This window comes from Actinomadura meyerae (genome assembly GCF_900188445.1).
GTDB classification, from domain to species: Bacteria; Actinomycetota; Actinomycetes; order Streptosporangiales; family Streptosporangiaceae; genus Spirillospora; species Spirillospora meyerae.
Map to the genome: position 1 here is coordinate 1 of NZ_FZOR01000053.1, position 22,068 is coordinate 22,068.

A 22,068-nucleotide genomic window follows, 5' to 3' on the forward strand; every position below is an offset into this window, starting at 1 on the left:
GTGGGTGTAAGGCCCCCGGTAGACGACCGGGTTGATAGGCCGGAGATGGAAGCGCGGTAACGTGTGGAGTCGACCGGTACTAATAGGCCGAGTGGCTTGAACACACTGAACGTTCAAAGCGAGTCGCTGTTGTGGGTTTGTTCGCGTCCCTGTGTGGTTCTCAGGAAACAATCCGGGAACCGCAGTGCATGAAAATTACATACCGAGCTGAGTCGCTCGGACGTTGATTTGCCCGCCCGGTATCGGGTGGTGCGTTGAGCGTTCGGTGGTTTTGGCGAAGGGGAAACACCCGGTCCCATTCCGAACCCGGAAGTTAAGCCCTTCAGCGCCGATGGTACTGCATGGGAGACTGTGTGGGAGAGTAGGACGCCGCCGGACTTATATTGCAGGAAGGGCCCCGCCGTCACGGCGGGGCCTTTCTCGTTTTCCGGGCCGATCACTGGGTCACCTTCTCCAGGAACTTGTCCAGGTTGGTCCGGACCCGGGTGATCTTCTCCTCCAGGGTGAGCGACTCGTCCAGCCCGCTGCCCGCGACGGTCTTCTTGCCGCGCACATACAGCGAGCAGTCGAGGTCGGAGCACATGTACTGCCCGACGGAGTTGCCCTGGCGGCCGGCATCGCCGCTCCGGCGTGCCGTCATCAGGACGACACCGCCCCCGGTGCGCGTCGTGAGGCACAGCGAGCACATGCTGCGCGCGGTGAAGCCGCGGGCGGCACTGGGAGCCATCCGGAACGAGATGCCGACCGGACCGTCCTCGCGTTCGGTGACGAGGTAGGCGCGTCCGGGGGCACCGGGGTCCTGCCAGCCCAGGAAGTCCAGGTCGTCCCACGGCTGGTCGGCGAAGTTCTTCGGCAGGTCCAGGCGCTTCGCCTCACCCTTCGAGGCGTTGACGAAGGATCTGCGGATGTCATGTTCGGTCAGCGGTCTCATGGACGGCGAGGGTAGCCTTCCTAAGGCTATTAGGCAAATGCCTTGATGGGGTAGGCTGGTGGAGTACGCACGAAGGAGGGGTCATGGCACGCGCGGGAGTGACCGTCGAGCGGGTGACGCTGGCGGCGGCGGAGCTGGCGGACGAGGTCGGCTTCGACAAGGTGACCGTCGCCGCGGTCGCGCGACGCTTCGGCGTCCGGGAGGCCAGCCTGTACTCGCACATCAAGAACGCCCACGACCTGAAGACCAGGGTCGCGCTGCTCGCGCTCGCCGAGCTCGCCGACGACGTCGCCGCCGCGGTGGCCGGACGTGCCGGCAAGGACGCCCTGGTGGCGTTCGCGGGCGCCTACCGGAGCTACGCCAAGCGGCACCCGGGCAGGTACGCCGCGGCCAGGATGGAGCTTGACCCTGAGACAGCGCGCAAGAGCGCGGGAGTGCGGCACTCGGAGATGACGCGGGCGATCCTGCGCGCCTACGGCCTGCCGGAGCCCGACGAGACGGACGCCGTGCGGATGCTGGGCGCCGTGTTCCACGGCTACGTCAGCCTGGAGACCTCCGGGTCCTTCCAGCACACTCCACGCGACGTGGAGGCCTCCTGGGCCAGGACCTTGGACGCCCTCGACAGCGCCCTCCGGAACTGGCCCGCGGAAGCCTCCGAGCCGCCCTCAGCCCCCTAGAAGTCGTCCCCCGCGAGGACGGTGTCGGCGTCGACGATGCGGTACGCGTAGCCCTGCTCCGCCAGGAAGCGCTGCCGGTGGGCGGCGTAGTCCTGGTCGAGGGTGTCGCGGGCGACGACGGCGTAGAAGCGGGCTCCGGCCCCGGACGCCTTGGGACGCAGGAGCCGTCCCAGCCGCTGCGCCTCCTCCTGGCGCGACCCGTAGGCCCCCGACACCTGGACGGCGACGGACGCCTCCGGCAGGTCGATCGAGAAGTTCGCGACCTTCGAGACGACCAGCACGTCGATCTCGCCGGAGCGGAACGCGTCGAAGAGCCGCTCCCGCTCGCGGACCCTGGTCTCGCCCTTGATGACGGGGGCGTCCAGCAGTGCGCCGAGCTCGTCCAGCTGGTCGATGTACTGGCCGATGACGAGCGTCTGCTCGCCCCGGTGCCGGTCGACGAGCGCCTGGATGAGCTTGGTCTTGGTGTCCGTCGTGGCGCAGAAGCGGTACCGCTCCTCGGGTTCGGCGGTCGCGTACGCGAGGCGCTCGGAGTCGGTGAGGGTGACGCGGACCTCGACGCAGTCGGCGGGCGCGATCCACCCCTGCGACTCCATGTCCTTCCAGGGCGCGTCGTAGCGCTTCGGCCCGATGAGGGAGAAGACGTCCCCCTCGCGGCCGTCCTCGCGGACGAGGGTGGCGGTGAGGCCGAGCCGGCGGCGGGCCTGCAGGTCGGCGGTCATGCGGAAGATCGGAGCGGGCAGCAGGTGCACCTCGTCGTAGACGACCAGGCCCCAGTCGCGGGCGTCGAACAGCTCCAGATGCGTGTAGGCGCCCTTCCGGCGCGTCGTCATGATCTGGTAGGTCGCGATGGTGACCGGCCGGATCTCCTTCTTCGTGCCGGTGTACTCGCCGATCTCGTCCTCGGTGAGGGACGTGCGCCGCAGCAGCTCCTGCTTCCACTGGTGCGCCGACACGGTGTTGGTGACGAGGATCAGCGTGGTGGCCTGCGCGCGCGCCATGGCGGCGGCGCCGACGATGGTCTTGCCCGCGCCGCACGGCAGGACGACGACTCCGGAGCCGCCGTGCCAGAACGCCGACGCGGCCTCCTCCTGGTAGGAGCGGAGCTGCCAGCCGTCCTCGGTGAGGGAGATCGCGTGGGCCTCGCCGTCCACGTAGCCGGCGAGGTCCTCGGCGGGCCAGCCGAGCTTGAGCAGGGCCTGCTTGAGGGCGCCGCGCTCGCTCGGGTGGACGGCGACGGCGTCGTCCCCGACCCGGTCGCCGATCATCCCCTTGATCTTCTTGGCCCGCAGGACCTCCTCCAGCACCGACCGGTCGGAGGACGCGAGGACGAGCCCGTGCACGGGGTCCTTCTCCAGCCGGAGCCGCCCGTACCGCGCCATCGTGTCGGCGACGTCCACCAGGAGGGCGTGCGGGACGGGGTAGCGGGAGAACCGCAGCAGCGTGTCGACGACCTGCTCGGCGTCGTGCCCGGCGGCGCGGGCGTTCCACAGCGCGAGCGGCGTCACCCGGTAGGTGTGGACGTGCTCGGGCGCCCGTTCCAGCTCGGCGAACGGGGCGATCTCCTTGCGGCAGGCGTCGGCCAGCTCGTGGTCGACCTCCAGCAGCAGCGTCTTGTCGGACTGGACGATGAGCGGACCGTCGGTCAAAGCAGAAGCCCCCGTCGCGATGGCGATGATCGGTGCGGTGTCGTGATCGGTGAAGTGCGGTGTCGATGATGGCGCCGCGTCCGGGCACCGTCGCCGCACGCTACCCGAGGCGGCGCGGCGCGGCGTGCGATCCGGACGGGAACGCATGGTTCAACGGCGCCGCCCGCCCTCCTCTTCCCGGCGGGACCGGCCGGGGACCACGGGACGACGGGCCTGGGGCTAGACGCCGCCGGAGTCGTAGCTGGAGTCGCCGTTGAGCACCAGGACGGCGTAGAGGATCGCGAGGACGATCCCGCAGACGATCGACAGGGCGAACAGGACCCAGCCCGCGATCGTCAGTTTCCGGGCCGACTCGGGGTCGGTCTGGACGCGGCTCATCGCGATGGCCGCGACGATCGCGCCGGGGATGGCCAGCAGGCCGCAGCACAGGACGACGCTGACGATGTTGCAGATGAGGCAGGCGGTCGTGTTGGCGTTGCTCTGCCGCTGGACGGGCACGCCGGGGGGACCGTAGGCGTAGCCGGGCGGCGGCTGCGCGCCGGGATACGGTGAGCCGCCCCAGCCCTGGGACCCGGACCCGTAGGGGTCCTGCCAGCCGGGCGGGGTGCCGCCGTATCCGCTCACAGACGGCCTCCTCAACTCGCCGATGGGCTCCAGACTAGGACGTCCGGACACCGGTACGGGTTCCTTTTCGTAGGAGTACGACCCCGTCCATCCGTCCCGTCATGGAAAGGGTGCTATGTGCCGGTGTCGTCGTCCAGTTCCGAGACGCCGGTGATCCGGTGGAGCGCGAAGCGGTGCACGGCGGCGCGGGTGGCGTCGTAGCCGGTGAGGAAGCCGCCCTCGACCCGGACGGGCGCCACGATGCGGCTGGACGCCTGACCCTGCTGGTCGAGGTAGCCGATCCAGACGCGGCCGCCGCGCTCGACGGCGGCGCGGAGCCGCTCGATGGTGGCCATCGCGGGGGAGCGGGGCGGCTCCCCGCCCGGGACGGGGGCCTGCCGGGCGGCCTGCTCGGCGCCGTGCCGGGACGCCTCGTCGCCCGCGCGCAGCGCCCGCACCGCGGCGGTGATCATCGAGGCGTCGGTGCGGTCGTCCGGGCGCAGCCGGACGATCTCCGCGGTGGGCGGCGGGTCGGCGCGCTGCGCGTCCGGCCGGGTCACGATCACGCCGCCGCCGGGCGCCTCGGCGACCGGGGCGAGGCCCATCGCGCGCAGCGCGTCGAGCAGGTCCCCGCGCTGCAGCCCGGACGCGAGGACGGTCGGCGCGAGCCGGTGCAGCCGCATCGGCTCGGCGCGCCGGTCGGCGAGGATCTCGTCGAGGGTGGCGGCGGAGTCGGTGCGGACGTAGGAGGACAGCGAGCCGACGCGCAGGTGCCCGTGCCGCCGCGCCACGTCGTCGATGAGGTAGGTGAGCGGCTGCGGCAGCGGCGTCGCCGAGTGCCGGGCCAGCAGGTCGGTGACGTCGGCGGCGGACCGGCCGGCGTCCAGCGCGCGGCGGATCGACTCGGGCGTGAACCGGTAGACGGTGGCGCCGCCGGTGGACTCGACGTCGGCGGCGAGCGCCAGCTCCCGGGCGAGGTCGGTGACGAGCGGGCCGGGCGCGACCGCGGTCAGGTCGGCCTGGATGAGGATCTCGTCGACGGGCTCGGGCAGGTACTTCTCCAGGGCGGGTTCGGGGTCGTCGCCGGCGAGCAGGTCGCGGGCGAACGGGACCAGCTCCCCGAACCCGGTGAGGCCGAGCGCGGCGGCCTCGCGCAGCGTCCAGCCGAGGAGCCGCTCGCGGGTGGGGCCGCCGCGGCGGGGCCGCAGCCAGGCGAGCCGGGTGCGCAGGGCGTCCTCGTCGACGGCGGTGCCGCGCTCGGCGCCGGCGAGGACGTCGAGGATCTCCCGGCGGACGGCGGGGGCGCTGCTGCGCACCATCGCCTCGCTCAGCGCGTTGATCAGGCGGTCGCGGTCGTCGCGCTCCCCGGCCAGCCCGGCGACGCGGTCGGACTTCAGCCAGCCGCGCGCCAGCTCCGTCCAGCGGCCGGCGGTGTCGCGCATCAGCCACAGGTCGTAGGCGGGGGTGGGCAGCCACTCGCCGTCGAGGTCGCCGCTGCGGGTGAGCAGCCCGGCGGCGTAGGCGGTCTCGACGAGCAGCGCCGCCTTCCACTCGGGGACGTCCAGCAGCCCGGCGGCGGCGCGCAGGTCGCGGACGGCGAGGCCGCCGCTGCGCAGCACCGGCGGCGGCTCCAGGCCCCAGCGCTCCAGCAGCTCCTCGATCAGCCGGACGGCGCCCGCCGCCTCGCCCGCGGCGGCGCGGACCACGACCTCCTCGCCGCGCGGCTCCCGCGACGCGGCGGGCAGCGGCGGCGGCTCGGCGGGGACGTCCCGGAACAGGCGGCCGCCGCGCAGGAACAGCGCGACCTCGCGGGGGAGCGTGACGGTGCGGTCGTCCTCGGCGGCGAGGAGGCCGCGGGCGAGCAGCCGCTCGATCGGCGTCGCCGCGGTGCCGACGCGCAGGGGGCGGCGGGCGTCGGCGACCCGCCCGAACGGCGGCCCCCAGGTGAGCTGGTCGAGGGCGGCGCGGGCGTCCGGCCCGGCGTCCTCGATGAGCGCGGCCGGGTCGGCGAGCAGCTCGGCGAGCCGGCGCAGCAGCCGCGCCGCGTCGGGGAAGCCGCGCGGAGCCTCGCCCTCCAGGTCGGTGACCAGGTCGGTGAGCCGCTCGGCCGGGTAGCCGGCGAAGACCTCCTGGACGGGCGGGCCGAGCCCCGCCGGGTGCGGCAGCCCCTGCCGGACGCCGGGCGCCGCGGCCGGTGCCCGCTCGCCCCAGACCAGCCCGTAGCGGTACAGCGTGCCGAGGGCGCGGTCGACCTGCGCCGGGTTCGCGTCGAGGGCGGCGGCGAGCGCGTCCGCGCCCGGCTCGGGCAGGACGAGGAGGGCCTCGAGGACGGCGAGGGTGAACCGGTCGAGCCGGTCGAGGGCGCGGGTGACCGCGGCGGGCGTCGCGGCGCGGGCGGCGAGCGCGGTCAGGTCGGCGGGGACGGGGGCGAGCAGTTCCGGACGCGCGGACAGCAGCGCGCGTAGCTCGTCATCGCCTCGCGCGCGCAGCCAGTCCGCGTACGTCTCCATGCCGTTCCCCAACCTTATGTCGCGCGCACACCGCCGGTACGCGGGTCCCCAGGGTAGGAGCCCGCGGGGCGTGCCCGAAGCGGTGGGGAACCAGGATGGCGCAGGTCAGGTGGCGGGTGTGCGCTCCAGGTGGACGAGCCCGAGGCCGAGCCGCGCCCAGCTCTCCACGAACCGCTTCTCGTCGATGCGGGTCGGCGGCTCGTACATGGACTCGTTCGCCAGCCAGTAGTTCACCACGGCGCCGCCGAGGATGGAGGCGATCGCGGGCCAGTCCTCGTCGGAGCCCTCGAACTCGGGCTGCGCGGCGAGCCAGGTCGCGATCCCGTCGTAGAGCGGGTTGACGATGCCCTCGCGCATCTCCGCGACCAGGTTCGGGAACTGGTCGAGGTCGCGGAACAGCACCCGGATGAGGTCCTGCTCCTCGCGCATCTTCGCGAGGCCGGCCTGGCACGTCATCCGCAGCCGCACCTCCAGCGGCCGCTCCTCGAAGGCGGAGGCCTGGACGAGGACGTCGCTGATCTGGCGGCGGGTCCGCTCGATGTGCTCGCGGATGGCGGAGGCGAGCACCTCCTCCTTGGACCGGAAGTGCCGGTACAGCCCGCCGGCGCCCGGGGATAGCCCGGCCGCGGCCTCGATCTCCGCGACCGACGTCGCCGTGTAGCCCCGGTCGGCGAACAGCCGGAGCGACTCGGACACGATGCGATCACGCGTGGATGGCGTCATGGTGATGAATTCCTCCGCGAGAACACTAAGGCATGTTCGGGTCGCGGGCCGCCGCCTCCCCGTTCGGAGGTCCGGACGGGGGCGGCGTCCGCCGGGCACGCCCCGGTCGGCCGCCCGGCATGCCCGATATCTCGCGGCGCGCCCGAACCGCCGTGCGCGGCGCGCCCGAATCCGCGATGTCCCTCCTCCGCGGGCCCGGGCGACTAGAGTTTTCGGCGCACGCCCCGTCGCCGGAAGGGGCGTCGCCCAGGAAAGGTCGACGATGTTCAAGTCTCCGCTGAAGGCGGTGGGCGGGGCCTTCCTGCCCGAGGACTTCGTGGTGCCCACGCTGGTGGCGGGGCCCGACTTCCAGATCCGCCCGATCACCGTGCACGACGTGGTGAAGGACTACGGCGCCGTGATCGGCAGCCTGGACCGGCTGGCCGGCCGGTTCGGCCCCGAGTGGGGGTGGCCGGACAGCGAGTTCACCTTCGAGCAGGCCCTGATCGACGTCGCGTGGCTGCAGAAGGAGGGGCAGCTGCGGCGCTCGTTCAGCTACGTGGTGATCACGCCGGACGGGGAGCGGCAGCTCGGCCGCATCCACGTGGCGCCGTCCGACGACCCCGCCGCGGACGCCGTCGTGGTGTTCTGGGTCCGCGCGGACGAGGAGAACTCCGTCCTGGAGAAGGAGCTGGAGACGTTCGTCCGCCGGTGGGTGACGACGGCCTGGCCGTTCGACGAGGTCCGCTTCCCCGGCCGGGGCTAGCCGTCCCGTCCAAGCCCGGCCCGTCCCGCCCGTCCAGGACCGGCCGGGCGCGGGTCAGGCCAGGCGGCGGACGACGCCGACCAGGGCGCGGCCGATCACCAGGTACACCAGGGCGGCGAGGCCGTAGTTGACCGCCACCTCCGCCTTGGGGTTCGCGGGCTGGAAGACGTCCTTGAACTGCCAGGACAGGTCGACGGCCCGCTCCCCGAACCAGTGGACGATGCCGTTGGCCGTGTTCGCCTCGAATGCGACGAACACGATGTGCACGGCCAGGACCGCGACGACGACCGTGGTCACGACGGAGACGAGGGTGGCGAGGGCGCCCGCGGCGCGGCGCCGAACCCCCGCGGCGCGGGCCGTGAACTGGCGCCGCGGCCCCGGCGCGCGGTGCTCGCCGCCCGGCTCGGTGCGGGCGCTCGTGCCGGTGCTCGTGCCCGTGCTCGTGCTCGTGCTGGTGGGGTCTGCCATCTGCGGCCTCCTTCACCGGGGGCTGTGCCGGGGCGGACGGCGAAGTGATCGTCCTTGGCGCCGCGGTGGGGTGTTCGGGTGCTGCGTTTTCCCTGGTCAACCGGTTTGTGCCCGGGGGGTCGGGTATATCGCCAGCACGGTCCCGCGCTCTCCTACTCGGATCCCGTCGCATCGCCACTACCAGGAGAGCGCGGGTCCTCCCTTGTGTCCAGCCCCTTACCCTGTGGGCGTGCTCGATCGTGAAACTCCCGCTTCGTCAGGCGCTTCCCTCACCGTCGGTTTCGACCTGGATCTGACCCTGGCGGACACGCGGGCCGCCATCGGCGCCGTGTACGCCGCCCTCGCCGCGGAGACGGGCGTCCCCATCGACACCGACCAGGTGGTCCGGCGGATCGGGCCGCCGCTGGAGGAGGAGCTGGCCTACTGGTTCCCGGCGGACGAGGTGCCCGCGATGGCGGCCCGCTACCGGGAGATCTACCCCGACGTCGCGATCCCGGCGACCGGTCTCATGCCGGGCGCCGTCGCCGCGCTGGAGGCGGTGCGCGCGCGGGGCGGGCGGGTGGTCGTGGTGTCGGGCAAGAACCAGGCCGACACCGAGCGCACCGTCCGGTTCCTCGGGCTGCGGGCGGACGCCGTGGTCGGCGGCCTGTTCGGCGCCGACAAGGGCGCGGCGCTGCGCGCCCATGAGGCCGGCGCCTACATCGGCGACCACACCGGCGACGTGGACGCGGCGCGGGCGGCGTCGGCGGTGGCGGTGGCCGTGGCGACCGGCGCGTTCGACTCGGCGGCCCTGACCGCCTACGGCGCCGACGTCGTCCTGCCGGACCTGCTGGCGTTCCCAGAGTGGCTCGGCGGGTTCCGGACGGGGACGGCCTGACACGCCCCTGACCGGCCCTGACCGGCGGCGATAATCGGATGCCCTCGGCGGGCCCGCCGGATAGCGTCGGAAGCGTTGCCCCGTAGGCGTCTCCGGCGGTACCCGGCGTGTACACCGGCCCGCGGCGAGGCACTAATCTTGGGGGCGATTCAGGACGATTACCGAACGAGGTCTCCGGTGCCGACTGGCAAGGTCAAGTGGTACGACTCCGACAAGGGGTTCGGCTTCCTCACCCGCGACGACGGCGGGGAGGTCTTCGTGCACTCATCGGCGCTGCCGGGCGGCGTCACGACGCTCAGGCCGGGGCAGCGCATCGAGTTCGGCGTGGTCGAGGGGCGCCGCGGCCAGCAGGCCCTCCAGGTGCGGGTGCTGGAGTCCCTGCCGTCGGTGGAGAAGACCATCGCCAAGCAGCGGCGCAAGAAGCCGGACGAGATGGTCGTGATCACCGAGGACCTGATCAAGCTGCTGGACGGGATCTCCAACACCTACCGGCGCGGCAAGCACCCGGCCCCGGCGGAGGCGAAGAAGATCGCCACCGTGCTGCGGGCGGTCGCCGACGACCTGTCGCCCTGACGTCCTCCGGCGGCGGGCCCGCGTCCGCCTGACGCCGCGCGGTCAGCGCGTCCAGGTCAGCGCATCCGGGTCAGCGCGTCCAGGTCAGCGCGTCCAGGTCAGCGCATCTCCGGATGCGCGTCCTTGATCGGCGTGGTGGGCGGGGCCGGGCGGCGGCCGCGGCGGTGCGTCCCGGCCTGCCGGGACAGCAGCAGGCCGAAGGCCAGCGCGAGCGCCGCCGCGACGCTCGCGAGTGCGACCCGGCCGTCGGCGATGATCGACATGCCGAGGCCGAGCAGCCCGCCGAGCACCCAGCTGAGCTGGTGCAGCGTCTCCGACACCGCGAAGGTGGACGAGCGCAGGTCCTCACCGATCTCGCGCTGCACGACGGCGTCCATGGACAGCTTGCCGAGGACCTGGCCGAGACCGGCCGCGGTCGCCACCGCGAGCGCCGCCCACAGCCCGAAGAACGCGGCGCCCGCCGCGGTGACGGCGGTGACGGCGGCGAGCGTCGCCGACACGATCAGCCGGGGTGCCCGCGCCTTCATCCAGGCGCCGAGCGCGGTGCCGAGCAGCCCGCCGGCGCCCGCGCACGCCGCGAGCAGGCCGAGCGCGACATGGTGGGACACCGGGTCGAACCGCTCCTGCCGCAGCAGGAACGCCAGGTAGATGATCAGGAAGCCGGAGAAGGCGCGCAGCACCGCGTTGGCCTCCATGGCCTCCACGACGAGGGGCCCGAGGCGGGGCAGCGCCCGCCACCGCCGGGCGCCCTTCGGGGCCGCCTCCAGGGGCGGGGCCTCCTCGGGGACGTCCACGTGCCCCGGCAGCCGCATGGTGAACAGGACGCCGAGCAGGAACACGGCCGTGCCGATGCGCAGTACCCACGCCGGCCCGACGAGCAGGGCGAGGCCCGCCGTGGCCGGCGCGGCGACCGACGCCGCGATCAGCCCGGCGAACGAGGCGCGCGCGTTCGCCGTCACCAGCGTGATCTCGTCCGGCAGGACGCGCGGGGTGACCGACGCGCGCAGCACCCCGAACGCCTTCGACAGCACCAGCACGCCGAACGCGGCGGGCAGGAAGGTGACCTGGTCGCCGTGCGGGAGCGCGCTCGCCATCGCCCAGCACAGCAGCGCCCGGATCACGAACGTGCTCGCGATCGCGTAGCGGCGGACGTGCCTGGCCCGGTCGAGCGCCGGGCCGATCAGCGGGGCGACGAGCGCGAACGGCGCCATCGTGACGACGAGGTAGAGGGCGATCTGGCTCCGCGCCTGGTTGACGTCCAGGCCGAAGAACAGCGTCCCGGCCAGCGCGACCGTGACCATGGCGTCGCCCGCGGCGTTGATCGCGGACGCCTCGATCAGGCTGCCGAGGCCGCTGCGCCCGGCGCCCTGCGCGTGGGTGACGCGGCGGGTGAGCCGGCCCGTGCCGAGGACGGCCGAGCGCATGCCGCGGGCCGCGCGCGCCGCACCCCCGGTGACGGCGCGCAGGGTCCGTCCGGCCCTCGTCCCGTCCGCCATGCGCTCTGTTCTCTCCCAGCGGCCGCGCCGGCTCGGCACCGGGGACGGCCATCGGAGTCGTTCGATTCGAGAGTACGTTCCCCGCTCGAATGCGGGCTCACCCCACCGGATCGGGAGGCGCGGGCGGCCGCCCGCCGCCGGACGGTGCACGGACACGCCCTCCCATGGGCGAGAATTGACGTGTGAGCCCACAGCGTCAGTCCAGCCCCGCGCGTTCCGCCGCCGCGCGCACCACGTCCGGGTCCTCCCGCCGGACCCGCACCCCCGCCGTCGACACCGCCTGCGCCGAAGCCGTCGACCTCGCCCGCGAGGCCGCCGAGGACACCGCCGGCGCCGCGCAGGTCGGCGACCACCTCGGCCTCCGCGCCGAGGCCGACCGGGTGGTCACGCACTATTTCGCGTGCCTCGATCCCGCCTACCGGGGCTGGCGGTGGGCGGTCACGGTGGCCCGCGCGTCCCGCGCGAAGAACGTCACGGTCAGCGAGGTCGTCCTGCTGCCCGGCGACGACGCGCTGCTGGCGCCGGAGTGGGTGCCGTGGCTGGAGCGGCTGCGCCCCGGCGACCTCGGCCCCGGCGACCTGCTGCCGACCGCGCCCGACGACGTCCGGCTCGCGCCCGGGTTCACCGAGGTCGACGACTCCACCGACCGCGCCGCCCAGTGGGAGCTCGGGCTCGGCCGCGTCCGGGTGCTGTCGCGGGAGGGCCGGGACGAGGCCGCGACCCGCTGGTACGAGGGCGTCGCCGGGCCGCGCGCGCCTATCGCCGCGTCCGCGCCCGCCCAGTGCTCCACCTGCGGCTTCTTCGTGCCGCTGGCGGGCGAGCTGCGGCAGGTGTTCGGGGTCTGCGCGAACGAGTACGCGCCCGACGACGGCCGGGTGGTCTCCGCCGACCACGGCTGCGGCGCCCACTCCGAGGCGGTCTCGATCCCGGCGGCGTCCGAGCACAACCCGCCGGTGATCGACGAGCTCGGGTACGAGGTCATCCCCTCCGCCGACGAGGACACCGCCCCGCTGGACGACGAGGCCCTCGGCCACAGCTGACCATGCCCGGCACCCCGGACGACCTCCAGGCCCGGTCCCTTCGCGAACGCGTGCTGAGGGCCTGGGCGGAGTCCCCGGCGCGCTTCCGCGAGGACGCGAACGCCGAAGAGGACCACGCCCTGGGCGGCTACCGCGACCGAGCGGTCATCGAACTCGCCCAGAACGCCGCCGACGCCGCGCTGCGCGCCGGGGTGCCCGGCCGTCTCCGGCTGTCCCTGCGGACGTCCCCGTCCGGCTGCGTGCTGACCGCCGCCAACACGGGCGCCCCGCTGGACGCGGAGGGCGTCGAGGCGCTGTCCACGCTCCGCGCCTCGTCCAAGCGCGGCGAGACGGCCGCGGCGGGCCGCTTCGGCGTGGGCTTCGCCGCCGTGGTCGCCGTGTCGGACGCGCCGTCCATCGCCTCGGCGCGTCCCGTCCCGGCGGGCGTCGGATGGTCGCGGGAGCGGGCGCGCGCGCTGGTGGAGGAGGTGCCCGCGCTTGCCGAGGAGGTCGCGCGGCGGGGCGGGCATGTGCCGCTGCTGCGGCTGCCTTTCGCGCTGGACGAGTCACCGGACGTCCCGGAAGGGTTCGACACCCTGGTGCGCCTCCCGCTGCTGGAGGACGCGGTCGAGTCCGTCCGGCGCCAGCTTGGGCAGGTGGGGGCCGCGCTGATGCTGGCCTTGCCGGCGCTGGCGCGCGTTGAGATCGATGTTGACGGTGACGTACGTGAAGTCACCGCCGAGTGGCGGCCGGGTGGCGAGGTCGTCATCAACGGCGGTGTGTGGCGGACGGCCGAGGCGCATGGGGAGATCCCAGGTGAGCTCCTGGCGGACCGTCCCGTGGAGGAGCGGGCGCGCCCGTTCTGGCAGGTGCGCTGGGCGCTGCCAGAGGACGGCCTTCCCGAGGGCATGCCGCCGGTGGTGCACGCCCCCACTCCCAGTGACGAGCGCCTGGACCTCCCCGCTCTGCTCATCGCGTCCTTCCCCCTCGCCCCCGACCGGCGGCACGTCGCGCCCGGAGCGCTGACCGAGTACCTCGCGGAGCGGGCCGCCGAGACGTACGTGCGGCTCCTGACCGGGCTGCCGGTGTCGCCGGGCGTGCTCGACCTCGTACCGGGGCCGGTGGGCGCCGGGGAGCTGGACGCCCGCATCCGCCGCGCGGTCCGGGAGCGGCTGCCCGAGGCTCCCGTGCTGCCGCACGGGACGCGCGGCCGCGACGCGGTCGCGATCGACGCGCCCGCGCCGTTCGTCGGGCTGCTGGAGGCGGACGCCGTGGTCGGCGGGCTGCTGCCGGCGGAGTGGCCGGCGCGGAGCCCGGCGCTGGCGGCGCTCGGGGTCCGCCGCGTCGAGCTGGCCGACGTGGTCGACGAGCTGGCCGCTGTGGACCGGGAACCGGCGTGGTGGCACCGGGTGTACGAGGCGCTCGGCGGGGCCCCCAGGGACGCGCTGGGCGCCCTGCCGGTGCCGCTGGCGGGCGCGGAGGCCCGGCTGGTGCGCGGGCCGCGCGGGCTGCTGATCGCGGACGGCGTCGACCCGGCGGGCCTGGACGCGCTCGGGCTGCGGTTCGTCCATCCAGAGGCGGTGCATCCGCTGCTGGTGCGGCTCGGGGCGGTGGAGGCGGGCCCGCGCGCGGTGCTGGGCGACCCGGCCGTCCGGGCGGCCGTCGAGGAGTCCTTCGAGGCCGACGACCCGGACGCGGTCGCCGAGGCCGTGCTCGGGCTGGTGGGGGCCGCGCACGTCGACCCCGGCGACGAGCCGTGGCTGGCGGAACTGGCCCTCCCCGGCGACGACGGCGACCTCTACCCGGCCGGTGAGCTCCTCCTGCCGGACAGCCCGCTGCGCACCCTCATGGCCGACGACGCTCCGTTCGGCGTCGTGGACGGCGAACTCCTGGAGAAGTGGGGCGCCGAGACGCTCACCGCCGTCGGGGTCCTGGACGGGTTCGCCCTCGCCAGGAGCGAGGACGTGAACCTCGCGGGGCTCGCCGACGAGGCCGAGACCCTCCATCTGGACGACGAGGACCTGTGGGCGGACGACGCCCTGCGGCGGATCGGCCCGCAGGAACTCCCGCCGCTCGTCCCGGAGTTCACGGCCGTCCGCGACCTGGAACTGGTGGACGACTGGGCGGCTGCGCTGAAGGTGCTCGCCGGGCCTCCGTGGCGTGCCGCGATCGTCGATCCCGCTCATGTGACCTTGCACAACGGCAGGCGGGTGGCCGTTCCGTCGTACACGGCGTGGTGGCTCGGGCGGCACCCCGTCCTCGACGGCCGCAGGCCCGGCGAGTTCCGCCTACGCGGCGACGACTCGCTGGCAGGGCTCTACGACGTCGCGCCGGACGGGCTCGACGAGCGGCTCCTGCTCGCCCTGGGCGTCCGTACGTCGCTGGAAGAGCTGCTCGATGAGCCCGGTGGCGCCCAAGAGCTGCTCGACCGGCTCGGAGACCCCGGCCGGTCCGTGACCCGCGATCGTCTGGCCGGCCTGTGGACGGCCCTGGCCGACACCCCCGAAGTGGACATCGAGCCACCTGACCATCTGCGCGCCGTCGTGGACGGCGAGGTCGAGCTCGTCGACGCGGGTGACGCCCTCGTCCTGGACGGCCCCGACCTCCTGCCCCTCTTGCAGGGGCAGCCGCTCATCATCGCCGCCCAGGGACGCGACGCCCGGCTCGCCGAACTCCTCGACCTCCCGCTGGCGGGCGACGAGATCCCGGGGGAGGTCGAGTCGCACGGGGAGAAGCGTCCCGTCCCGGACGCCGTCAGGGCCGTCCTGCCGGACGCTCCCGCCGGTTGTCTCGCGCACGAACGCCTCACCGTGGACGGCCAGGACGTCCCCTGGTGGACGAGAGACGGCGAAATCCATGCGAGCGACGTCTACGGGCTGGCGCGCGCGCTCGCCTGGTCCACCGGCAACTGGGCCGACCGGCTGCTGATCGAGGCCGTCCTGCGCGACCCCGCCTCGGTGCCGACCCTCCTGGCCGAGGCCGACCTGGAGCCCTAGCGAGCCCTAGCGGGCCCTAGCCGGCGTCCTCGGGCCGCTCGTCCGGCGCCGCGGCCTGCCGCCGCTCGGCGCGCTCGGCCTCCTGCCGGGCGCGGCCCGCCTGGAGGCGGGGCGTGTACCACATGGCGAACAGGCCGATCCCGATGCCGGTGCAGCACACCCACAGCCACCACCGGTCCTCGGACGGCAGCCCCACGATGAGCAGCACCACGAGCGCGACCGCCCAGGCGACGGTGCCCGCGGCCGCGATCCGGACGTCGTTGGTCTGCATCGGCGGAGGATCCGGGAGGCGGGTGCGGCTCATGGGTTCAGGCTACGCGGCCCCGGCCGCCGCGTCCGCGCCGACCGCGGTGATGTGGGCCGACCGGCGGCGTGGCAGCATGGGCAGCAGACCCGGGAGAGCACACACGATGACAACCCCACCGATCCGGGGCCGCACGGCGTCCGCGCCGGGGCTGGCCGAGGAGCTGCGGATCTCGATCGCGCGGCTGACCCGCCGGCTGCGCACGCTGCGTCCGCGGGCGGCGGGCGACGGCGGGCGCCCGCTGTCGCTCACGCAGTTCGCCGCGCTCGCCGCCATCGAGCGGCACGGGTCGATGACGCCCCGCGAGCTGGCCGACCACGAGAAGGTCCAGCCGCCCTCGATGACCCGCGTGATCTCCTACCTGGAGGAGCGCGGGCTCGTCGCGCGCAGCCCGCACCCGACCGACGGCCGCCAGGTCGTGCTGAACGCCACCGACGCGGGCGCGGCCCTCCTCGCCGACGAGCGCCGCCGCAAGGAGGCATGGCTCGCCCGCCGCCTCGAGGAGCTGACCGACGAGGAGCGCGAGACCCTGCGCCGCGCCGCCCCGATCATCGACCGCCTCAGCCGTTCCTGAACGCCGCGTCCGGTGGCGTTACGCCCGGCCTTGCCGGAATAACACCGGCGGGATTAACGTTAGCTTCGGTAATGACTTCTGCTAACGAAAGCCCTGATGAACCGGAGGGCGCGGCGGCGCGCGGCCCGCACCACCGCCGCCGCGCCCGCCCGGCCCGCCCGGTGACCCCCGCATCCCCCAAGACCGCGGCGCCGGCCCGCCCCCGGCGCCGCCACCCGGCCCGTCCCGCCCATCTCGCCGAGCCCGCGCCGCTCACTGAGGGCGCGCGGCCCGGAGGTCCACCACGGGCCGCCGAGCCCGCGCAGGTGGGCGAACAGGTGGGCGAGGCCGTCCGGGTCGGCGCGCAGCTTGGCGAGTCCGTGCGGGACGCAGAGTCCGTGCGGGCTGGGGAGGTTGCGCGCCCTGCGGGCGCTGCGGACGGAACGCTTCAGGGCGCGGACGGAACGGTCCAGGAGGACGCCCCCGGAGAGCCAGGCACCGAGCCGGCCGAAGACGAGCCGGCCGAAGACGAGCCGGTCGAAGCCGAGCCGGTCGAAGCCGAGCCGGTCGAAGCCGAGCCGGTCGAAGCCGAACTGGGCGAAGACGGGCCGCGCCGCGGCGGGATGTTCCGGTCGCTGCGCGTCCGGAACTACCGGCTCTACGCGGCCGGGCAGGTCGTCTCCAACACCGGGACGTGGATGCAGCGCGTCGCGCAGGACTGGCTCGTCCTCGAACTCGCGCACGGCAGCGGCACCGCGCTCGGCATCACCACCGGCCTGCAGTTCCTGCCGATGCTGCTGTTCGGGCTGTGGGGCGGCGTCATCGCCGACCGGTACCCCAAGCGGCGCGTCCTCGCGCTCACGCAGATCTCGATGGGCCTGCTCGCGCTCGTCCTCGGCCTGCTCGCCGTGTCGGGCGCCGCGCAGGTCTGGCACGTGTACGTGCTGGCGTTCGGGCTCGGCGTCGCGACGGTCGTGGACAACCCGACCCGCCAGTCGTTCGTGGTCGAGATGGTCGGCAAGCGCGACCTGCCGAACGCGATCGCGCTGAACAGCGCGACGTTCAACGGCGCCAGGCTGCTCGGCCCGGCGGTCGCCGGGGTGCTCATCGCGCTGATCGGCACCGGGCCGGTGTTCCTGGTGAACGCGGCGTCGTTCGCCGCGGTGCTGTTCAGCCTGTCGGCGATGCGGGCGGACGAGCTGCACGACGCGCCGGCGGTCAAGCGGGCCAAGGGCCAGCTCCGCGAGGGGCTCCGGTACGTGCGCGGGCGCCGCGACCTCATGCTCGTGCTGATCCTCGTCGGGTTCCTCGCGATGTTCGGCATGAACTTCAACACGACGGTCGCGCTGGTCGCCAAGGAGGTCTTCCACACCGACGCGTCCGCGTTCGGGCTCGCGTCCAGCATGCTGGCGCTCGGAGCGCTCAGCGGCGCGCTGCTGGCCGCCCGCAGGGTCGCCAAGCCGCGGCTGCGGGTGCTGGTCGGGATGGGCCTGCTGTTCGGGACGCTGGAGGCCCTTACCGGGCTGATGCCGACGTACTGGCTGTTCCTGGCGCTGCTCGTCCCGACCGGCATCGCGATGATGACGATCACCACGGCGGCGAACGCGACGATGCAGCTCGGCGTCGCGCCGGAGATGCGCGGCCGGGTGATGGCGCTCTACATGCTGGTGTTCCTCGGCACGAACCCGGTGGGCGCGCCCGCGATCGGCTGGCTGGCCGAGCACTTCGGCGCCCGCACGAGCCTCGTCATCGGCGGGCTGGTCTCCGCCCTGGCGGCGGTCGTCGTCGGGGCGGTCGCCGCGCGGGGCACGGCCGTCCGGCCCGTGCCGCGGAGGGCTCGGCCCGCGCAAGGATGACGGGCCCATCCGCGTGACAACCGTGCCGCGGGCTGGAAGGCTGGTCAGGTGGCCGTTCGGACGCTCCCATGAGGCTTTTCGTGGCGCTCGTACCGCCACCGGACGCCCTGGACGAGCTCGAAGAGGCCGTCCGCCCGCATCTGGACCTGGTGCCGGAGCTGCGCTGGGTGCGGCGCGAACTGCTGCACGTCACGCTGACGTTCCTCGGCGATGTCGACGGACGGACCCTCGACCGGCTGCTGCCCCGGCTGGAGCGCGCCGTCGGCCGGCATGAGCGGATGGAGCTGTCGCTCGCGGGCGCGGGCGCGTTCCCCGGCAGCGGCGCGCACGCCCGCGTCCTGTGGACGGGCCTGTACGGCGACCGGCGCCGGCTCGCGCGGCTCGCCGCGTCCACCACCGCCGCCGGGCGCCGCGTCGGCACGCTGCCCGACAAGCACCGCGGGTTCCGCCCCCATCTGACACTGGCGCGGTCGCGGCGCCCGGTCGACGTCCGGTCGCTGATCGAGGAGCTGTCGGCGTTCGCGGGCACGCCGTGGACGGCCGGGTCCGTCCAGCTCGTGCGCAGCCACCTGCCCGGCAAGGACCAGGACCAGGTCGCCTACGAGCCGCTGAAGACGTGGTCGCTGCGCTCGGGCGGTCACAGCTCCGGCGGCGGCGGCGCGGGACGGTCGGCGTCAGGCGGCCCCCATGGGACGCCGTAGCGCTCGCAGGCGCGGCGCAGCTCGTCCAGGTCCGGCGGGAAGCCGATCTGGCGCAGCACCCGCCCGGACGGAGCCCACACCACCAGCCGCGGCATCCGGTCGGTCGACTCGTCGATGCCGACGCCGCCGACGCGGTCGCGGGTCAGCTCCCACTCGACCTTGCCGCGCCGGGTGACGACCGCGAGCCCGGCGGTCGACACGCGGAGCTGGGAGCGGTTCCGGTCGTAGAGCCAGTAGCCGAGCAGGCCGATCACCAGCCCGGCCGGCATCGACCAGCTCGCGGTCGCGTTGAAGCCGCCGAGGTCGGGGCCGAGCCAGACCGCGCCCAGCAGCGCCACCGCCTCGCACAGCAGCACGCTCATCGCGTACGTCCCGACGCGGGAGCGGCGCGTCGCGTCCAGCACCGTCCCGGGCGCCGTGACCGGGCCGAGCGGCGGGGAGACGGCGAACACGAGCTCCTGCTCGCCGGAGCCGCCGGCCGGGGCCGCGGGGGCGTCCTGGACGCCGCCGTCGGGGCCCGCGGCGGGCGCGGGGAGCGCGGCCGGCGCCCGGTCGGGCTCGGGCGCGGCGAGCGTGGACACGGCCGAGTGGAACGCGGCGCTCATGTAGGCGTCGTACTCGGCGTCGTTGACCGGCAGGCCCGCGCGGCGGGCCGACTCGCGCAGGTCGGTGCGGGAGATCCGCAGCGCCGACAGCGGCGCGGCGAAGAACTCGTCGCCGTCGGAGTCGTACAGCCGGACCCACGCGTGCCCGCCGATGGTCAGCAGCTCGATGCCGCCGATGCGGTCCTCGGGCATCTTCAGCACGACGTCCCCGGCGGCGTCGGCCCAGCCGAGCCCGCCGTCGGCGACGACGAGCCGCCCGCCGGGCACCTGCGCGAAGATCTCCGGCAGCCCCTCCAGGCCGTAGTCGGGGCGGCGCGGTGCCCGCGCCCCCGGCGTGATCACCCGGTAGCCGTGGTCGTCGAGGGCGTGCGCGAGCTGGAACCCGTCCAGGCCGTGCGCGGGCAGCCGGGCGACCAGCTCCAGCCGGTGCCCGAACGCGAGCGCGACGAGGTCGGCGCGGCGCGGTTCCCCGCTGACCGGGTCGAGGCGCAGCCCGGGACCGACCACGACGGCGGCGACGTCCCCGGCGCGCAGGTCCTGGACCTCGCGGCGGCGGCCGGGGCGGGCCCGCACCAGCAGCCGCTCGGCGGTGATCGTCCAGCGGACCTGGGCGGCGCGCAGCAGCCGGCGCCGGGCGGTGAGGACCCCGGCGATCGCGGCCAGCGCCCAGCAGCCCGCGGCGAGCCGGGCGCCGAACTCGCTCGTCCCGTCCAGCGCGATCCGGACGATCATCACGGCGCCGAGCAGCGCGGTCAGCGCGCCGAGCAGCATGATCCGGCGGCGGCTCGGCAGCGGCTCGGGCGTGGCCAGCCGCTGCTCCCCGGTGCGCCGGTCCCGGCCGCGCCTGCCCCCGGCGGCCGACTCGGTCGACGCGTCGGTGGACGGCTCCGCGGGCGGTTCGTGCGCCGCCGCGAGCAGCGCGGCCTCCTGGTCGAGCAGCCGCTTCTCGGCCGCGTGGTCGCGCGGCAGCGGCCCGCTGCCGGGGATGTCGTCCTCCAGGCCGGACGCGCGCAGGGCCTCGTCCAGCGCCGGATCGAGGAGGTCGGTGGCCTCGCCGTCCAGGACGTACATGGGGATGCCGAGGCGGCGGGCCGTGACGAACACGGCCAGCGGCTCCAGGCCCATCGCGGTCATGCCGCCCACGGCCGTCCGGCCGAAGCGGTGGAAGACGGTCAGCACGCCGTCGCCGGTGGTGATGGCCAGGCCGTCGATCCGGGACCGCTCGTAGGACACCATGACGAGCCCGCCCCGGCCGATCCGCTCCAGCCCCGCCGCCGACAGCCGCCAGTACGGGCGGGGCCGCCGCCGGCGCGCGTCGGGGACGGCCCCGAGCAGCCACGGGATCGCGGCGACGGCGCCGATCAGCGCGGCCCACAGCCACACCGGCCGGATCGGCAGCAGCGCCAGCGCCACGGCGAGGACGGTGAACGGGCCGGCGGCGACGGGGCGCCACCGGCCCCCGGACCCCGCGAGGCCCACCAGCTCATGCTCCACAGTCCGCATCCTCACACGGGTCCCCGCGGGACCGTCGCCCCCTTCCGGGATCCGGTCGTCCTCCGAAAGCCTTTTCCATCGTGCCGGTCAGGTCGGGCGGCCACCCGCCGCCCCCCACGCCCCGCGAGCCTCACGCGTCACCGCCGCCGCCGCATCAGGCCGTAGCCGACCGCGCCCGCGATCGCCAGCGCGAGGAACAGCCCGACCCTGGCGCCGCCCGCGTCCTTCGCGCCGTTCTCGGGCGATCCCGCCGCCCCCGCGTTCTTCGCCGCCGGGGACGGCGGCAGCGCCTCCTCCGGCAGCGGCACCTGGTAGACCGGCTGGTTCTTGCCCTCGGACCCCGCCAGCAGCGACCTGCCATCGGCCGTGTAGGTCACCGACTCGCCCTGCGCCTGCATGGGCAGGCCGATCGACTTCAGCGTCCTGCCGGGCCTGCCGTCCGGCCCGACCGTGTACAGCCGGGCGCCGAAGTAGGTCCGGATGACGCAGGTGCGGCCATCGGGGGAGAAGGCGCCGTCGGTCGCCATGGCCGGGGCGTCGCCGATCTTGCGCATGACGTTGTACCCGCGGGCGCGGAGCTTCGCCGGGCCCTCGTAGATCTTGCCGCCGAACAGCTTGCTGGCGATGTAGAGCCGGTTGGTACGCGGGTTGATCATGAACGTCTCGGCGTTGCGCGGCCCGTCCGCGTACTTGATCTTGAACGCGGTGGCCCGCAGGGTCTGGCTGACCAGCCGGGACGGCTCCGGGATCCGGTACACGGTCACGTACGGCCAGGCGCCGCCGAGGTTGTCGCCGATGTCCGCCACGAAGATCGCCGGACGGCCGCGGCCGTCCCTGCCGAGCGCCATGCCCTCCCAGTCGCGGGCGTTCGCGCCGCCGAGCGTCAGCACGGCCCGCACCCGCCCGTCCGGGCCGAGCGCGTAGATCTTCGGGACGCCGCCGGAGTCGTTGTGGGTGTAGACGACGCCGGGGTGCCGGGCGCTCGCGGCGAGCCCGCTGGACTCGGTGATCCGCGGGTCCTTGATCGTGAACGCGACGCGGTCGTCCTTCGCGGCGGCGCCGGGTGCGAACGCCACCGTGGACGCGCCCGCCAGGACCAGCGCGGCACCGGCGCGGGCGGCGGCACGGCTAGCTGACATGGCCTGATCATCCCCGTTCCGCGCCCCGTCGATCATATGACCCGCGGCCGGTCAGCTCAGCAGCGCACCGACGACCACGGCGAGCACGAGCGCGGTCAGCACGGTGGGAAGCAGCCATCGGGGCGCGCGGTTCACGGTCCGAGCTTATT

20 protein-coding genes and 2 rRNA genes are annotated in these 22,068 nt (G+C 74.6%); 11 read left to right on the forward strand and 11 right to left on the reverse strand.

What is annotated here, in order from left to right; all coding sequences use genetic code 11:
• A 23S ribosomal RNA gene (locus tag CHF16_RS35020) occupies positions 1–104 on the forward strand; the annotation flags it as partial.
• Positions 105–261: 157 nt separating this feature from the next.
• Positions 262–378: ribosomal RNA gene (gene rrf / locus CHF16_RS35025) — 5S ribosomal RNA — on the forward strand.
• 58 nt (positions 379–436) lie between these two features.
• On the opposite strand, the gene CHF16_RS35030 is transcribed toward rrf, so the two are convergent.
• Positions 437–931 carry an FBP domain-containing protein gene (locus CHF16_RS35030; protein ID WP_089330479.1) on the reverse strand — a complete coding sequence of 165 codons (495 nt, stop codon included), beginning with the start codon at positions 929–931 and terminating at the stop codon, positions 437–439.
• An 83-nt stretch (positions 932–1,014) separates the two neighbouring features.
• On the opposite strand from CHF16_RS35030, the gene CHF16_RS35035 reads away from it, so the two are divergent.
• Positions 1,015–1,608, forward strand: a complete 594-nt coding sequence (locus CHF16_RS35035; protein ID WP_089330480.1) for a TetR/AcrR family transcriptional regulator — start codon at positions 1,015–1,017, stop codon at positions 1,606–1,608.
• On the opposite strand, the gene CHF16_RS35040 is transcribed toward CHF16_RS35035, so the two are convergent.
• The 4 genes from CHF16_RS35040 to CHF16_RS35055 all read right to left on the reverse strand — a co-directional run bounded on the left by CHF16_RS35040 (position 1,605) and on the right by CHF16_RS35055 (position 7,066).
• Positions 1,605–3,257, reverse strand: a complete 1,653-nt coding sequence (locus tag CHF16_RS35040) for a DNA repair helicase XPB (RefSeq protein WP_089330481.1) — start codon at positions 3,255–3,257, stop codon at positions 1,605–1,607. The genes CHF16_RS35035 and CHF16_RS35040 overlap by 4 nt on opposite strands.
• 219 nt (positions 3,258–3,476) lie before the next feature.
• Positions 3,477–3,881, reverse strand: a complete 405-nt coding sequence (locus CHF16_RS35045) for a DUF4190 domain-containing protein (RefSeq protein WP_089330482.1) — start codon at positions 3,879–3,881, stop codon at positions 3,477–3,479.
• A gap of 113 nt (positions 3,882–3,994) precedes the next feature.
• Positions 3,995–6,370 carry a helicase-associated domain-containing protein gene (locus CHF16_RS35050; RefSeq protein ID WP_089330483.1) on the reverse strand — a complete coding sequence of 792 codons (2,376 nt, stop codon included), beginning with the start codon at positions 6,368–6,370 and terminating at the stop codon, positions 3,995–3,997.
• A 105-nt stretch (positions 6,371–6,475) separates the two neighbouring features.
• Entirely contained in the window at positions 6,476–7,066 is a 591-nt protein-coding gene (locus CHF16_RS35055; protein WP_089330484.1) for a TetR/AcrR family transcriptional regulator, read from the reverse strand.
• 289 nt (positions 7,067–7,355) lie between these two features.
• Here CHF16_RS35055 and CHF16_RS35060 point away from each other — a divergent pair, with 289 nt between their 5' ends.
• Positions 7,356–7,838 carry a GNAT family N-acetyltransferase gene (locus tag CHF16_RS35060; RefSeq protein ID WP_245869717.1) on the forward strand — a complete coding sequence of 161 codons (483 nt, stop codon included), beginning with the start codon at positions 7,356–7,358 and terminating at the stop codon, positions 7,836–7,838.
• A 54-nt stretch (positions 7,839–7,892) separates the two neighbouring features.
• Here the strand turns inward: CHF16_RS35060 and CHF16_RS41680 are convergent, their stop codons facing one another.
• The gene (locus CHF16_RS41680) at positions 7,893–8,306 is read right to left on the reverse strand and encodes a hypothetical protein (RefSeq protein WP_245869718.1); all 414 of its coding nucleotides are present in this window, start codon (positions 8,304–8,306) and stop codon (positions 7,893–7,895) included.
• A gap of 229 nt (positions 8,307–8,535) precedes the next feature.
• On the opposite strand from CHF16_RS41680, the gene CHF16_RS41685 reads away from it, so the two are divergent.
• Positions 8,536–9,183 carry an HAD family hydrolase gene (locus tag CHF16_RS41685; protein WP_245869719.1) on the forward strand — a complete coding sequence of 216 codons (648 nt, stop codon included), beginning with the start codon at positions 8,536–8,538 and terminating at the stop codon, positions 9,181–9,183.
• 177 nt (positions 9,184–9,360) lie between these two features.
• Complete coding sequence (locus CHF16_RS42010; protein WP_089330487.1) at positions 9,361–9,756, forward strand: cold-shock protein; 396 nt, start codon at positions 9,361–9,363, stop codon at positions 9,754–9,756.
• Positions 9,757–9,854: 98 nt separating this feature from the next.
• Here CHF16_RS42010 and CHF16_RS35080 read toward each other — a convergent pair whose 3' ends face one another.
• On the reverse strand, positions 9,855–11,252 hold the full coding sequence (locus tag CHF16_RS35080) for an MFS transporter (protein ID WP_245869720.1): 1,398 nt from the start codon (positions 11,250–11,252) through the stop codon (positions 9,855–9,857).
• A gap of 182 nt (positions 11,253–11,434) precedes the next feature.
• On the opposite strand from CHF16_RS35080, the gene CHF16_RS35085 reads away from it, so the two are divergent.
• Positions 11,435–12,292: a DUF3027 domain-containing protein gene (locus CHF16_RS35085; RefSeq protein WP_089330488.1), complete on the forward strand. Its 858-nt coding sequence runs from the start codon at positions 11,435–11,437 to the stop codon at positions 12,290–12,292.
• A 2-nt stretch (positions 12,293–12,294) separates the two neighbouring features.
• Entirely contained in the window at positions 12,295–15,267 is a 2,973-nt protein-coding gene (locus CHF16_RS35090) for a sacsin N-terminal ATP-binding-like domain-containing protein (protein WP_089330489.1), read from the forward strand.
• Positions 15,268–15,283: 16 nt separating this feature from the next.
• On the opposite strand, the gene CHF16_RS35095 is transcribed toward CHF16_RS35090, so the two are convergent.
• The gene (locus tag CHF16_RS35095; protein ID WP_089330490.1) at positions 15,284–15,571 is read right to left on the reverse strand and encodes a DUF2530 domain-containing protein; all 288 of its coding nucleotides are present in this window, start codon (positions 15,569–15,571) and stop codon (positions 15,284–15,286) included.
• Positions 15,572–15,677: 106 nt separating this feature from the next.
• Between CHF16_RS35095 and CHF16_RS35100 the strand changes: the two genes are divergently transcribed.
• Positions 15,678–16,145: a MarR family transcriptional regulator gene (locus tag CHF16_RS35100; RefSeq protein WP_089330491.1), complete on the forward strand. Its 468-nt coding sequence runs from the start codon at positions 15,678–15,680 to the stop codon at positions 16,143–16,145.
• 59 nt (positions 16,146–16,204) lie between these two features.
• Here CHF16_RS35100 and CHF16_RS40655 read toward each other — a convergent pair whose 3' ends face one another.
• Positions 16,205–16,867, reverse strand: coding sequence for a hypothetical protein (locus CHF16_RS40655; RefSeq protein WP_179271854.1), 663 nt, complete (start codon positions 16,865–16,867; stop codon positions 16,205–16,207).
• On the opposite strand from CHF16_RS40655, the gene CHF16_RS35105 reads away from it, so the two are divergent.
• Together CHF16_RS35105 and thpR are read left to right on the forward strand one after the other, a co-directional pair.
• Positions 16,748–17,980 (forward strand): MFS transporter, encoded by a 1,233-nt coding sequence (locus CHF16_RS35105; RefSeq protein WP_089330518.1) that lies wholly within the window; start codon positions 16,748–16,750, stop codon positions 17,978–17,980. The two genes, CHF16_RS40655 and CHF16_RS35105, sit on opposite strands and share 120 nt — an antisense overlap.
• Positions 17,981–18,048: 68 nt before the next feature.
• Positions 18,049–18,681: an RNA 2',3'-cyclic phosphodiesterase gene (thpR, locus tag CHF16_RS35110; RefSeq protein ID WP_089330492.1), complete on the forward strand. Its 633-nt coding sequence runs from the start codon at positions 18,049–18,051 to the stop codon at positions 18,679–18,681.
• On the opposite strand, the gene CHF16_RS35115 is transcribed toward thpR, so the two are convergent.
• Complete coding sequence (locus CHF16_RS35115; protein ID WP_089330493.1) at positions 18,618–20,780, reverse strand: hypothetical protein; 2,163 nt, start codon at positions 20,778–20,780, stop codon at positions 18,618–18,620. The two genes, thpR and CHF16_RS35115, sit on opposite strands and share 64 nt — an antisense overlap.
• Positions 20,781–20,917: 137 nt before the next feature.
• On the reverse strand, positions 20,918–21,919 hold the full coding sequence (locus CHF16_RS35120) for a hypothetical protein (RefSeq protein WP_089330519.1): 1,002 nt from the start codon (positions 21,917–21,919) through the stop codon (positions 20,918–20,920).
• Positions 21,920–22,068: the final 149 nt, after the last annotated feature.